Below are 13,553 nucleotides of genomic sequence, written 5' to 3' on the forward strand. Positions count from 1 at the left end.
GTGGTCCCATGATGATAGCAACGCGGTTCCAGTGCGCCAAGTGGACTTGTGGAAAATGGTTTAACAGGCTCTTGCGTTGGAAGGCGGGCAGACAGCGCCGATTGTTCAATATCTGTCAGGAGTTGCGCCGCTGAAAACTTCGGCAAGAGCACTTGCACAGACCGCCGCGCCTTTGCGCGCTTATGTTCGCATCCGGGCTTTCCTGATCTGTCTGCGTCATCTGGCGCTCCGTTTCTGCCCTTTTTGCATGCCTTGCAGCGATTCCAGAAGTTTGGTTTGCGGGTTATGTCTTACGGTCAGGTTTTCAAGATGCGTTTGTTCAAACTGCCCATCTAACGCGGCTTGGATGCTTGTGCATGAGATCGCCTGGGACATTGAAGATTTGGGTACGGGGTTAGGCAGATCCTCAGGCGTATGTGTCCTGAAAACTGGTACTCCCGGTTGGACGCAAGGCAGCTTAGCATAGCCTTGCCCCTGTGTGTTCCGGAGCAGGCCGGGGTCCGTTATACCCGACGGTTCAGCATTGCGGTGCCGAGGAAGTGGTCAGTCAAGCCTTGGCCGCGCGAGGAGGTCAGCATCAGGATGACCGAGATCACCTGCAGAACCGGCAGCGCCAGCGACAGCGAGTAGCCTGCGGTGTGCAATGCGGCCAAACCGCTGTCGAGCCGCTGGCCGGAGCCGTCGCGCAGTTCAATCCCGGCAAAGCGCATACCCCAGGTGGCAGAGCCATTGGCAATGGTCACGGTCCGGTAGGCAAATCCTGCAGCCAGATACAAAAGCGGCCAGATCAGCAGCCCGGTAAAGGCCGTCAGCACCACTGCGGCGGCGCTGATGGCAAAGATCAGAATGCTGTCGATGATCCAGGCGATCAGCCGTTTGGCGGGCACGGATGTATAAAATTCTGCCTGGTAATCGGGGTCGGGCAGGGCGGTCATATGCGGAAGTCCTTTGCGCTGCAGGGGCTAAGCGGGGGGGCGGAGATGGGCCGAACCGTTTCCCCGCCCGGTCAGGGGCGGGGCAGCCGGAGCCTTTGCGTGCCGGGCAGATCAGTGGCCCTTGGGGCCGCCGTTGCCGACTTCATCTTCCGGATCATCACTGCGGGCGGCGGCTTGCGCGCGCTCATCCATGAACTCGTCAAATTCGGCTTTGTCCTTGGCTTCGCGCAGGCGCTGCAGGAAGGCGTCAAAGTCGTGCTGCTCCTGCTCCAAGCGGTTCAACGTGTCTGCCTTGTAGGCATCAAAGGCACTGTTGCCCGAGGGCCGCATAGCGGAATATCCGTGGCGCGCCCATGACTTGCGGTGGCGGCAGGAGGATTTGCTGAACATGCGTTTGCTCCAGATCATGTAAAAGAGAAGGGCCAGGCCCACTGGCCAGAAGAACACGAAGCCCAAGACCATGGAGGCAATCCAGGCGCCTTTGCCCTTGCTGTCCAGCCAGGCTTCGCTGCGGGAAAACCAGCCCTGCACGGGTGCATGGGGGGCGGTAGGGGTGAAACTCGTCATCAGGGTCCTCCTGGTTGCGGTGAATGTAAATCCTCTTCACATCATTGCATATCGGAACCCGGCGGTCTGAGTTCAAGGGGGATGTGAAAACATTTTACATTCACGCATTCACGCATTCGGGCGGCGGTGTAGCGGGTGTAGCGGGACTGTAGCGGGTGTAGCGGTTGTAGCGGTGTAGCGGGACACTTCGCGTTGCAGTGCGGGACACTTCCCGTTGCAGCAACTCATTTTTGCGAATTCCCTGATTTTTAGGCGCAAAACCGGGGTTTAGCCAGCCCGGATCTGCGCCGGTCCCGCGATTTGACGCCGGTTTTTTGGGACACTTCCCGTTGCAGTACGGGACACTTCCCATTGCAAACTCGGCAATCCGCCGCCCAAAACGTAAAAAAACGCCGGACGGCAGAGGGTTTTTAATGCCCCTTAAAGGGGGGCTTTACGGTTTTTGAAGGTTTTGGAGCGTGGGAACCTAAGCACAGTCCTGGACCTGGCTCTGGCCGAGACAGGCAGTCAGCCGCGCTTCCGCAACTTTGTAGATCTCCGGCACCAGCTCGCAGCCGAAGAACGGGCGGCCGGAAGCGAGGGCGGCGGCGCCGGTGGTGCCGCTGCCCATGAACGGGTCCAGGACCGGGGCGCCGTCTTCGGTGATCGACAAAAGCCAATCCATCACCTCAACCGGCTTCTGCGTTTGATGCAGCTTATTGCGGGTCACATTGGATTTGCGGAAGCAGCCCGGCAGGATGCGATTGGCGCCAGGCTTCTTTTGCCCGTTGGTGCCCCAGACGATGTATTCGCACTGGTGGCGGAAGGCGCCTTTCTGCGGCCGCACACCTTCGGTCTTGTCCCAGACGCTGATGCCCTTCCAGTGCAGACCCGCAATCTGCACCGCATCGGTAAAGACGGGAAGCTGGCGCCAGTCGCAGAAGATCCCGAAATAGCCGCCGGGTTCAATCACCCGCCGCGCAGCGCTCAGCCAAGAAACGGTGAAGCGCAGATTTGAGCGCTGGTCCATAGTCTCCCCGGCGAAGTCAGGCAGAGTATTGCGGCTGAGGGTGCCGCAATACTTCCGGCCGGTCTGGGTCGTGATAGTCCGCTGGCTGCCTCCGGACGAATACGGTGGATCGGCAAACAGCCCGCCGACGCTGGCAGGACTGAGGCTGTCCAGGAAGGTCAGGGCGTCGGTCTGAGCGATGGTGAGGCCGGGAGCGGCCTCAGATTTGATCTTCGAAGCGGGGTTCATGGCTTTGAGCCTTTCCGTCACGCTCACTGGATTGATCCGGGCGCTTTGGTGAAGGGCTCTGCGGCCTCAGGGAATTATGTGCCTTGCATCTTGGGCACTTGATGGCGAGCGTGCCGCTAAGGGCGCCAGGCTCAATTTTGAATAACAATCTGCGGCATTCACCGCAACGCTGGTCTTGCAGCTTCAAGTGGAATCACTCCAAAGAGGCCGGGTCCTCGAGGACAGGGAGCGGCCAAGAGTGTTGCATGGTCGGCGGGGTCTGGTGTGAGAGCTTTGGCCCCGAGTTTGGAGGGTGATGGTACACCCCCCGGCCTCCCGTTTCCGGGAGGCGGTTTGTTTCAGGTTTCAGCCGCAGGGGAGGCCATGGCGGCATCAAATGCAGCCCGCACATCAAACGCGGCCAGATCCGCATTGCTGAGTGCGGCGATCTGCGTCTCCACAGTTTCTTCCGCATCAAAGCAGCTCTGCACATGGGCCGCGACGGCAGCGGTGATCTGCTCCAGGTCCGCGCGCGTCAGCTTGATCCAGCCGTCGGGGGCCTTCCAGGAGAACGGCTCGCTTTTGATGCCCAGTTGCAGAGCGCTCAAGGCTTCGGTGAGGTCGGCGCGGGTTGTGCGGTCTGTGCGGGCGTGGAAGCCGCTGGGCAGTGTGATGCCGCCGTTTTGGATCTGCCACCGGGTAGCGGCCAGATCGACCAGGAGTGCCGCGCGGGCCGCCGCTGCGGCTTGCTCAGCCGTGGTGATTTTCAGGGAGAACGTCATGCTTTGGCCTCGCTGGTCTGGGGATTGCGGACAATCGGGTCAGGCACCGGCCCGTTGCTGACGGAGAGGGCGGGCAATTCTGCGGGCTGGACCGGCTCAGCCGCGGCAGCGGCATAGCGCCACCGCAGCCGCACATGCAGTTCGCCGTCGATCCGGGTTATGCGCCCAATAAACGGGTGATCACCCTCTGGCGTGGCAAAGCCCCCTTCAGGAACACCGGAAAGGTCAAAGGGCACACCGTCAACGGTGATCACATCGCCACCGACAAGGGCACTTGTCTCAGGAGCACCGGGCAGTGCTGCTTTAGTTTGTATCGTGATTTTCATGAATTCTGCTCCCTTCAGTACCAGCGGCCTTCGGCGCGCACATGGATGTTTTCAACCCGCGCATCCGTCGTGGAAACGCCGCCGGTGAAGAACACACTGAGATACGTCAAGCTGGAGGATGTTGAGGCGGTGTTTGTCCCCCAGTTCTTCACATCATCCCGCGAGCATCCCGTGAAGTTCCCGGAGTTATCAACGCCGGGGTTCATCTGACAGTTCGGCGGCGCCACGAAGTCCGCAGGGAAGTCCCAAGACCCATAGAGCCGCGAGGAGCTGGAAAACGTGCCCGTATGATCAAGAGTTACCTTACCCCAGCAGATCTGGGTGCCATCGGCAAACCGCACATACTCGCCATTAGGGTTGCTGCCGCGCTCGATCACAGCGCCGGTCGGCACCCCGCCGAACTGGGAGACAGTGCCGAGAATGTTTGCGCTGGTGAAGAACTCAGCCCAATCCGTAGGCGCCCCACTGGCAAACCGCCGATACAGGAGGTTGCCCACACCACGTTGCCAAATTTGGAACGCACCAGGGCTGCCTGTGCCGCCCCCGCGCTGCACATGCAGCAGCGGGCCGTTAACAGGCGTCTCTGATCCTGTTCCGGTTGTATTGGCATCGGTGGTGTAAAACCCGCTCGGAATACCATCGGAAATGTCATTTGATGGTGGGGGAGAGGTGCTATAGGCCCCAAGCCCAAATGCCCCGACTGTCATCAGCTTGCCTGCTGTGGCATCCGTCGCGCTGGACTGCACCGCCGCGCCGCTGGCAGCGCCGCCCTTGAGGCGCAGTTGCCAATCGCCCCCGGCTTTCAGCGCCACCTCATTGCTGGACGGCCAGCCGAGGCCGGTGTCTTCATCGCCCAGCTTGACCACATCGGTTGAAAACTTGCCCTGGCCGGGTCCGTCCGCAACGGCTTGAAACGTGCCGGTCAGCGCCTGCACGCTGGCCGCCAGGTCATGCGCCAGCGACATAGTGGGGAACAGCGCATAGATCTGCCCAGCCGCCGTTGCGCCCTGGTAGGCGGGGGTGATTGTCAAAACCGTGCCGCTGCTGACCGCCAGCACCTCATAGACCCGCCCGTCCGGGCCGACAAAGCCCCAGCCCGCCTGCGCGCTGCCAAAGAAGCTGGTGCCGGTGCCGGTGACGATTGCGCTGCCGTTCACAACGCTGACTGTTCCTGTCTTTGGCCACGCCATAGGGCTGCCCTCCTTATGTTACCTGGAACACTGTCCATTCGATTTTCGGGTTGTTGAAATAGACGCCGCCCTGGGCCTCCAGATCGATTGCCAGGAACACCCGCTGATCGCTGCCGCTGGCCCAATGCGGATCCACCAGGGCGGAAGGGTCCTTGCTCCAAGACGCTGCCGGAGCGGGGTTGGCGCCGCCAAATCCATTCCAGCGCGCCCCTGGCTGGATCGATGTATTGAGGGTCCAGAATGTGTTGTTGGGGTCCATGCCGACCGGTGCGGTGCCGGTGGTGGTGACCGATGCGGCAGCGGCCAGGGCAAACCGCTGTGCCTGCCAGACGTCCAGTTTACCGACCCGGATGCCGGTATTCACAAAGGCCCAGCGGGCGCCATTGCCAACGGCCCCCGAAACCGTGAATGATCCCTGCGCCAGGACCATGGGCCGGGAAAACACTGCGCCGGCCACTTTCAGCGCGTTGTTCTTGAAGTCGATTTTCACGCCTTCGGTTGGGATCCCGTTTTCGTCTTCGGCGTAGTCGAAAGACTTTAGGCTTCCGGCGATCTCAGCATTGCCGATTGAGCCGTCGCGGATCGCTGCCTTGCGTATGTAAACACCTTCGGGAACCAAAATTCCGCCGACCATGGTGTCCTCAGTATAGACCACAAAGGGGCTGCGTTTCTGCGCGCCATCCGGCGAGACAATTGCGAATTTGTCCGCCTGAAACGCGACCTCGGATGCGGGTTCGCCCTGGTCATCCAGATCAGACCGGACCACCATACCCGCCACATGGCCGTTATTGTCGATGCGCAGGGTGTATTCGCCCATCACCCCGTCCACAGTCTGCATGGTCTGCTGAATGCTGGTGCTGTTGTCGCCAACATCGGATTGCAATTGCGTGATCGCCGTGGCCTGGCTGGACACATTCCCTTCGGCACCAGTCACACGGGTGTCCAACTGGCTGAGGGCGGTGGCCTGTCCGGCAGCATTGCCCTCGGCATCATCCAGACGGCTGTCCAGGCTGATGAGGCTCTGGCCGTGACTGGTGATCACGCCTTCCGCACTTGTGACCCGCGCATCCAGTTGCGATTGCGCCGTGGCCTGGCCGGAAATACCCCCTTCCGCACTATCCAGGCGGGCTTCAAGGCTGATCAGGCTTTGACTGTGGCTGGTGATCGCACCTTCTGCGGTGCTGACACGGGTTGTCAGCGCGCTGGAAGCGGACGCCTGGGCGGCGATGTCGCCATCCAGACGGACTTCCAAAGCATCAATGCTGCTGGCCAGTGCCGCATCGCCGCTGGCACGCACCAGCTTTTCCGATTCAATCAGCGACACGCTGTTTTCAATCGCCACGCCCAGCGATGCCGTGATGGCTGCTGTTGCGCTGCGGTCATCATCCACCCGCGCCCGGATATCCTGAGTGGCATAGGCAATCTGGGTTTTCAGGGCTTCGCGCTGTTCATAGGCCAGCAGCAATTGCTCCAGGGTGGCAACATCCTGAGTGCCAAGCTGATCATGCAGGGTCCGCACGTCGCTCACCGACTGGGTGATTGCCGGGCCGTCCAGGGTGCTGATCTGCACCTCTGCCGAGGACAGGCGGCTTTCGGCGGCGTCAAAATCCGCCTGATCCACCTTCAGGGTGATGGCCTCCTGCGCGGCGTCGATATCCACTTCCGCCGAACTCAGCCGGGCGTCCATCCCGTCCACTTCGGTTTGCGTGGCCTTGAGGGCGATTGCCGCCTCCGCCGCGTCCAGATCCGCCTCAACCTGATTGACCCGCACCTGCAGGTCGCCCACGACGGGGATCTGGCTCGGGTCCAGCACCGCATTGGAAATCTGCTGATTAACCCAGGCTTGCGTGGCCGACAGTGTGATAGAGGCTTCGGCAGCGGACAGCCGGATTTCCGCCTCGCTGATCCGTTCCGCTTCCGCAACCACGCCATAGATCCGCACCGTGCCGGTGTCCGGGTCCTGATAGATCCCGGCGTCTGCCATGCGGGCGTCGATTTCAGACAGCCTGGTCAGCGCCCAAAGCACTTTATCCCCGATGACCCCCAGCGCTTCGGCAGCATGGAAGCTCTGCACATCGCGGATTTCCAGATCCCGCTGCACCGCGCCTTCCAGCGGCGCGATCTTGTCCAGGACAAGCTGGTCGTCCAGCGCGGCGGCGGCGGCAGTGGCATCATCGGAAATTGCCTGCCAGGTCTCATCTGCCAGCATGTCCGGCTGCAGCTTGAACGCGGGCGTGGTGACCGGCAGCCAGGCGGTCCACTTGGTGTCCCTGGTCTTTGAGATGGCCCTGCCGCGGGCCTCGTATTCGGTGCTGCCCTGCATCGGCTCCAGGCGGAAGGTGCCCAGCTCCAGATCGGCGGTGCTGGCGCTGAAGCGCTCGTCGTCGCCGTCCTTGACCCGGACCTGGAAAGAAACGCCATCGGCTGTGGCTGCAAGGGAAGGGGTCCAGACGGCCCGGATACCAACGCCGCGGACAATGCCGTTTGCGTCCTTGATCCCGATGCCGGAGACGCCAAAGCCCGGCACCCCGGCGTCCTGGGTGACGATGGGCGCGGTGACCTGCGGCAGGTCCGGGGTTTCCAGCGCCAGGTCCGGATCAAAATCGCTGTGGTCCCATTCCCGCAGGCTGACAGAGACATTCAGCTTCAGCAGGTCATAGGCCATCTCGGTGATGGTGAAGGTCTTGCCGTTGTAGCCGTACCAGCCAGAAGTGAAACGGGTCTTCAGCAGAGGCCGCAGGTTTGAATACTCCGGCGGCAGCGGCAGCCGGTGTGTCCTGAAACGGCGGTTTTCCTTCAGCAGCGCATTGCCGATCTGGCGCGCTTGCGGGGTGTTGAACACCATCGGCAGCTTCAGATCGAACACACGCTCGCCGCCGTCTTCCGCTTCCCATTCCGGCCGGGTCAGCGTGACCGGCGCGGACGGGTTCCACAGCGCATTGGGGGACGGATGGGTGATTGTGACGGCGTTGAACGCCTTTTCCAGACCGGGGAAGGGATCGTGCTTCCAGCCTTCAGAGACCAGCAGGTCGTCTTCGGTCAGATCGGCCGCATAGGTGTCAACTGATCCCACCAGCGGATACCAATAGCCGCCCAGCTCGACAATCTCGGCATTTGCGGCGGCAAAGATCTCCTCAAGGAAATCAGCCGGCGGCTCTTCAAAGCGGATCTCCATGCCGCCGCGGAACTGAGGCCGGTTGTTGCTGCCCACGCCCAGATCGCAGGCGTCCAGTGCGGCCGCCCATTCGGTGTAAGGCATGTCCCCGGCCGGAAAGCCGCCGCCCCAGACAGAACCGCAGGGCAGGGTGATGCCGCGCATGACGGTATAGGCCATGACCATCAGGTTTTCGGTGGGCTGCCAGGTGGATTGATCCTCCCAGCGCTGAGGCCCGCTGCCCCCGGCGGTGCTGTCCTGGCGCACGTCATAAAAGCCCGGCCCGTTCAGCTCAAAGCGGACCTGCGGCCTGCCGTTCGGATACTGCTTGTCGCTGCGGTAGAAGGTCAGAACCGCATAGTTGAGGCCGGTCAGGATGTGGTCTTCGGTCCAGGGCCGGTCCGGGTCCGCGCCGTACAGCGCCACCAGGCGCGGATCCGCCGCCAGTTGGCTGCCGTCATAAAACCGGATCCAGCCGTATCCCCAGCCGTCATCCGCGACTTTGTTCAGGATCTGGTAGCCGACGTTCGGGTCCCAGTCGGTGCCGATCTCCGAATATTCGCCGTCGATGATCAGGCGGCGCAGGCTGGCGCCGGGGAGGTCGCCCAGCTCAATCACATGGGTCAGATAAACCCGGTTTTCGCCATGGCTGTTCTGATAGACCAGATGGCCTGCCGTGGCGAACCGGCCAACAACCGAGCCTTGCGGATCTGTCCCGCCGGTCGTGGTCGCCGACGTCTGAATGCCGGGGCGGCGCTGTTTGCGCTGCTGGAACTTCTTCAGCAGCAGCGAAATGCCGGTGGAAACCAGCGTCCGCAGCGCAAAGGCCGCGATTGCATTGGCGGCAACATAGGCCTTGAAGGCGGTGCCAAGTGCCACCAGGACAGCCCCGACCGAGGCGGCCTCGGCGGGCTGGCTCAGCGCCAGCAGGAACAGCAGGGCATAAGACAGCAGCTTCATGGCCGGAACACCCGTTGCGCCCGGTCAAGGTGCAGGTAGTCCAGCCCTTTGAGGCCCAGAACATGGATCTGCGGACCGCCAATAATTCCCAGCGCCGTGTGGCCGCCTTCGCTGATTGCGGCAATGTCGCCCGGCCGGGAACCGCCCCAGCCGTCGATTTCCGCCAAATGGGCCGCGGCCAGGTCGTCCAGATCCCGGTAGCCGGCGCCCTTCAGCATGGCCCGGCCTTCATCAAGGCTGCGGTATTTGCCGCGCCAGGCGCTGGCCAGGTCAACGCCCGTGCAGGCCTTCACCCAGCCTGCCGCAAAGAACGCGCAGTCGAATTGCGACGGCTTCAGCACGCGCTTGGCAGCCCGGATGCCGCTCAGATAATCCAGCAGGAGTTCCGCCCGGTTTTGCATCAGGTCCCCACGGCACCGGCCATTCACCGGCAACGTCGCTGTATTCGCGGCCCCGGTCGTCGGCGTTGCGGCGCTGCAGTTCGGCGTTTGAACGCTTCAGGGGCAGGCCCTGGGTCAGCTTGCGGGCGGGGGAAACCAGGACAAGCTGGGTAAAACTGGGTTTGCCCTTGCCGCCCAGCTCCTCCGGCGCCTCGTTTAAAACACCCTTAAACATGCGTTTAACGGGGGGCATCAGAGTGCCAGTGTCCAGGTCGAAGACAGCGGAATGGATCTGCACTTCAGCGTGGCGGGGATCATATTGCTGCAGGAGCTGTTTCACCTCGTCCAGCATCGGCGGCAGCTTGACCCGGTACTGCCGCACCTGGAACCCCGGCGCGGCAATGATCGGGGGCACATCGATCACGGCACCCGCGCCGTAGTAGGTGCGGATCCCGCCGTCGATCAGGAATTCCTGATGATCATCGCCGGTCCAGAACCCCAGGGTTTCCGGGGCGCCGGTGGTGCGGTTCTTGGCCTGAAACCACAGAAGGACGCGGGCGTCGGTGCCGCGGCGTTCTGCGAGCTGCTGCTGTGCTTGTGCGGAATAGCTCATGGTTACCTCAGCGTCTGCAGCCAGTTGAACGAGCCGCCTTCGGTCACAGCCGAACGGCCCTCGCCGTACTGGGCGGTGGTGAGGGTGGCCTTCAGAACCGGGTTGCCCAGCGTGATCGCGGCACCAAGGGCAGCGCCCGGCCGGATGAACGGGGTGACCTCGATGTCTGCGGCAACACCGGCACCAGAGGCCACCGCGCCGGTCGCAATGCGGTGGTAGGCGTAGCGGGTTGGATTGGCGCCATAGGTGAAGCCCAGCAGGTCGCCGCGGCTGAGGATGTAGCCCGCAGGCAGGCCGGAAATATCCAGCTCGCGGTTGTTCGGGTTCAGCGCCTCGATGACAGGCGCGGAGCTGCCAAGGATGAATTTTTCCGGGTCGGCTGCCGGGTGCGGTTGCCGTGTGTCCCACAGCAGAAAGGACGCGCCGGGTTCGTCCAGCAGCGACAGGCGCGCCTCGATGGCGGCAATGGCGCTGTGGTGGTCCTTGTCCAGGACAATGCGCCCGCCCCACAGGCGGCTGCCGAGCCGGTGCTTGATCACGTCGCCGCCGTGGGTTTCCGACGTGGTATTGGCAGCACCCGGCCGGGAGGTGATCCGGGCGATGGGCAATGTGTCAAAAAACTCGCTGAGGGGGAGGGGCCAGGCCAGTGCCATCATCAAACCTTGTATGGATCTTCAAGAGTGTCTTTCACGGTCGAGCGGGCGGGGCCTTGGTCATAGTCCCGGACCACTTCCACGCTGATTTCCGAGGCGCGTTCTTCCACCACCGCCTCGAACATCGGTGAAGGCAGAAGGCGGACTGTCACTGAGGGGCGGGTTTGCCCGGCCGCCGCCGACGGGGGCGCACTGGCGGCGGCGCCGGGAACAATTCCGCTTGCAAAGCCGGGGATTTCCACGCCGTCATTCATCGCCTGCAGGATCGGGCGGTAGCGGCGGGTGGCCTTGGCGGTGATGACGCTTTCACCGGCAGACAGCCAGGCCGGGACCTTGTCATCGCGGTTGCCGCCATCGCCGTGGACCATGCCAACAGTGCCGTCTGCGAAACCCAAGGCATTCAGGATGATATTCCCGCCGTCGCTGCCGGAGCTTTCACCGCCGCCAAACAGGCCGCTGCCGATGTTGAAAAGCTCGGCAAGAGGTCCCTTGCCAAAGAACACGGCTTCAGCGGCGGCGCGGATGATTGCTTCCTTCACGCGGTCCCAGGCGTCTGCGGCCGCGTCGCCGCTGGACGTCAGCGCGTCGCCCAGATCCTGGCCGGTTGCCTTCAGCCATTCACCGGCCTCTTTGGTTTGCTCCAGCGCCTTTTCTTCTTCCAGCCGCTTGCGGATGATGGCTTCAACTGCCTTGCGTTCTGCATCGGTGGCGTCCTTCAGAACATCCCGGTGCCGGATCATTTCCTGCATAACCGGGTCGGTTTCCTTCAGGACGTCCAGGCGCTCCCGCTCCCGCGCGATCAGCCGTTCAATGGCCTTTCGCTCAGAGTCATGCTGGCTGGCACCACCGCCGCCCCGCTTTTTCCGCGGGTTCGAAGGCAGATCCACGTCCGGCAGGCCCTGGTCGCGATAGATGTAATCCGGGTTTCCGGCGCCTGCGCCTTCGCCGCGCGGGTCGTTGAAATCCGGGTTCGCGCGGATGCGGCCCATGATCTCGTTGCCCTGGGCTTCCAGCAGGTTGGTTTTCAGGCGGTGGGCTTCATCCGCGGCCAGGGTGATATTGCCCGCCATATCGGCATCGGCCACACCGTTGGCAGCATCCCAGGCCGCCATCAGCTCGTCCTTCAGCTCCTCGGAAATCTCCTGGGCATCAACCTGCTGCTGATAGGCGCGCCGCTCTGCCTGAAGGCGCAGTTCTGCGGCCTGCAAACTGCCATCGCCGTGCGTTGCAATGGCTTCCTGCAAGGCCTCTTCGGTCTGAAGCTGGGCAATTGTGTTGCGGGCGGCGGTCTCGATCTTCAGACGTTCGTCCAGATAACCCTTGGCCGAATTCTGCAGGTTCTGCCACAGCTCGCTGCCGGTGGACTGAAGCTCCTGCCAGGGCGCCTGGACGCGACCGGCGAAGACTTCCAGATCGCGGATGACAGCCGCCAGGCCTTCATAGAATTCCCGCTGGCTGGCGTTCAGCCCGTCCAGGCCGCCAGCAGCCTCCAGCAGCATTTCCCGCACATCCAGCGCGGCGGCCAGCCGCTTTGCAGGATCTTCGCTGCTGTCCAGCAGTTCCAGATTACGGGCAAAAACATCGCTCAATTCCCGATGCGTGGACAGCATCGAACTCAGGCCAAGGAAATCACGGGCCAGTCCACGGGAATTGCGTTCATCAAAAAACGAGGTTTCAAGAACCAGGTTACGGACGCTTTCGGCGGTCGCATCAATTGCCTTTTGCGCGTCGAGCTTAGCCAGGGCTGCCATATCGGCCAGCACCAGGCGCAGTTCGGGGGAGGCTGAGCCGAATTCCTCGACCATTTCAGCAACGCTGAGGCGGGTCTTTTGCGACTTGTCGCTGAACGCCTCGATGGCATCCCCGGCCGCTTCGATCCGGTCTTCCAGAGTTTCGGCGGCCTCGGCAGAACCGGTCATCCACTGGATCATCGCTGCGCCCGCAGCAATGCCGCCGATGGTGATCAGGTTCAGTGGGCTGATCATGCGCACCAATGCCTGGCGCATCATGTTTGCCGCATTCGCCGCCCCGGAGTTGCCGAACACCTGGGTGATTTGGGTGCCTTGCTGAATGGCGAGCTGAAGCGGGTTCTGACCCGCAGCCAGCATGACACCAATATCGTTGAACTGGGCGGTGAGGTTGCCGACCTGACCCGCTGCAAGCTGGTGGCTGGCGCCGACAGTGACAGCGTCTCTGGCAACGGCTGTCTCGGCAGCGCTGAGGGCTTGCGTCCGGCTTGCGGCCGCGCCGGATGCGGTGCCGAGCTGTTTGATTTCCCGCGCGGCCTTGGCTTCCTCAAAACTGAGGACTTTGGCGGATTTCCCGGCAGCGTCTTTTGCCCCCTTCAGCTCCTGCAGCTCCTGGATGCCCTGGGAGGCATCCATCAAGACTTTTCCGGAGAGGACGAAGGGCATGATCAGTTTCCGCTGCTTTCGGCCAGAACGCCGCTTTCAATCATCTGGACCTTGGCAAACAGGTCCGGGGTCATTTCGGTGCCGCTGAATGCCCAGGCGGCCTGGGCGCCGGGGTAGTTCAATCCGGTGATGCGGCTGCGGCCGTCTGCCAGGGCGATCCGGTTCAACTGGGTTGCGGCGTCCAGAAAGGCTTCCACCGCTTCCGCGTTTTGCCGCCAGACGCCCTCCGGATCTGTCCGGCCCGGCCGCCCTGCAGCCATCAGCTCTTTCGGGATGCCCAGGGTTTCGGCGTCTTCGTCTTCCTCGCACCGGGCGGGCGAGGTGCTGAACAATTTGCCCTGCACCCACGCCCGCCCGGCCCAG

The 13,553-nt window shown here is 62.6% G+C and carries 13 protein-coding genes; all 13 read right to left on the reverse strand.

Annotated elements, in window-relative coordinates; all coding sequences use genetic code 11:
- Positions 1 to 503: 503 nt before the first annotated feature.
- The 13 genes from ETW23_RS07575 to ETW23_RS07635 all read right to left on the reverse strand — a co-directional run bounded on the left by ETW23_RS07575 (position 504) and on the right by ETW23_RS07635 (position 13,534).
- Positions 504 to 935 carry an RDD family protein gene (locus ETW23_RS07575; protein ID WP_134829617.1) on the reverse strand — a complete coding sequence of 144 codons (432 nt, stop codon included), beginning with the start codon at positions 933 to 935 and terminating at the stop codon, positions 504 to 506.
- Between the two features lie 111 nt (positions 936 to 1,046).
- Positions 1,047 to 1,502, reverse strand: a complete 456-nt coding sequence (locus ETW23_RS07580; RefSeq protein ID WP_134829618.1) for a DUF2852 domain-containing protein — start codon at positions 1,500 to 1,502, stop codon at positions 1,047 to 1,049.
- A 466-nt stretch (positions 1,503 to 1,968) separates the two neighbouring features.
- Complete coding sequence (locus ETW23_RS07585) at positions 1,969 to 2,739, reverse strand: site-specific DNA-methyltransferase (RefSeq protein ID WP_134829619.1); 771 nt, start codon at positions 2,737 to 2,739, stop codon at positions 1,969 to 1,971.
- Positions 2,711 to 2,926 carry a Com family DNA-binding transcriptional regulator gene (locus ETW23_RS26735; RefSeq protein ID WP_205879947.1) on the reverse strand — a complete coding sequence of 72 codons (216 nt, stop codon included), beginning with the start codon at positions 2,924 to 2,926 and terminating at the stop codon, positions 2,711 to 2,713. The genes ETW23_RS07585 and ETW23_RS26735 overlap by 29 nt, the downstream gene beginning before the upstream one ends.
- 151 nt (positions 2,927 to 3,077) lie before the next feature.
- The gene (locus ETW23_RS07595; RefSeq protein WP_134829620.1) at positions 3,078 to 3,500 is read right to left on the reverse strand and encodes a DUF4376 domain-containing protein; all 423 of its coding nucleotides are present in this window, start codon (positions 3,498 to 3,500) and stop codon (positions 3,078 to 3,080) included.
- Positions 3,497 to 3,826, reverse strand: a complete 330-nt coding sequence (locus ETW23_RS07600; RefSeq protein ID WP_134829621.1) for a hypothetical protein — start codon at positions 3,824 to 3,826, stop codon at positions 3,497 to 3,499. Before ETW23_RS07600 ends, ETW23_RS07595 begins: the two co-directional genes overlap by 4 nt.
- 14 nt (positions 3,827 to 3,840) lie before the next feature.
- A complete protein-coding gene (locus tag ETW23_RS25820) occupies positions 3,841 to 5,016 on the reverse strand; it encodes a hypothetical protein (protein WP_134829622.1) in 1,176 nt (391 codons plus the stop codon).
- 13 nt (positions 5,017 to 5,029) lie between these two features.
- Complete coding sequence (locus ETW23_RS07610; protein ID WP_134829623.1) at positions 5,030 to 9,130, reverse strand: DUF1983 domain-containing protein; 4,101 nt, start codon at positions 9,128 to 9,130, stop codon at positions 5,030 to 5,032.
- Positions 9,127 to 9,423: a hypothetical protein gene (locus tag ETW23_RS07615; RefSeq protein WP_167738095.1), complete on the reverse strand. Its 297-nt coding sequence runs from the start codon at positions 9,421 to 9,423 to the stop codon at positions 9,127 to 9,129. Before ETW23_RS07615 ends, ETW23_RS07610 begins: the two co-directional genes overlap by 4 nt.
- Complete coding sequence (locus ETW23_RS07620) at positions 9,401 to 10,123, reverse strand: hypothetical protein (protein WP_205879948.1); 723 nt, start codon at positions 10,121 to 10,123, stop codon at positions 9,401 to 9,403. The genes ETW23_RS07615 and ETW23_RS07620 overlap by 23 nt, the downstream gene beginning before the upstream one ends.
- Before the next feature lie 2 nt (positions 10,124 to 10,125).
- Positions 10,126 to 10,779: a hypothetical protein gene (locus ETW23_RS07625; RefSeq protein WP_167738096.1), complete on the reverse strand. Its 654-nt coding sequence runs from the start codon at positions 10,777 to 10,779 to the stop codon at positions 10,126 to 10,128.
- Positions 10,779 to 13,160, reverse strand: coding sequence for a phage tail length tape measure family protein (locus ETW23_RS07630; protein ID WP_167738097.1), 2,382 nt, complete (start codon positions 13,158 to 13,160; stop codon positions 10,779 to 10,781). Before ETW23_RS07630 ends, ETW23_RS07625 begins: the two co-directional genes overlap by 1 nt.
- A gap of 32 nt (positions 13,161 to 13,192) precedes the next feature.
- Complete coding sequence (locus tag ETW23_RS07635) at positions 13,193 to 13,534, reverse strand: DUF1799 domain-containing protein (protein WP_134829627.1); 342 nt, start codon at positions 13,532 to 13,534, stop codon at positions 13,193 to 13,195.
- Positions 13,535 to 13,553 lie beyond the last annotated feature (19 nt).

The organism is Leisingera sp. NJS201 (assembly GCF_004535885.1).
Classification (GTDB): Bacteria; Pseudomonadota; Alphaproteobacteria; order Rhodobacterales; family Rhodobacteraceae; genus Leisingera.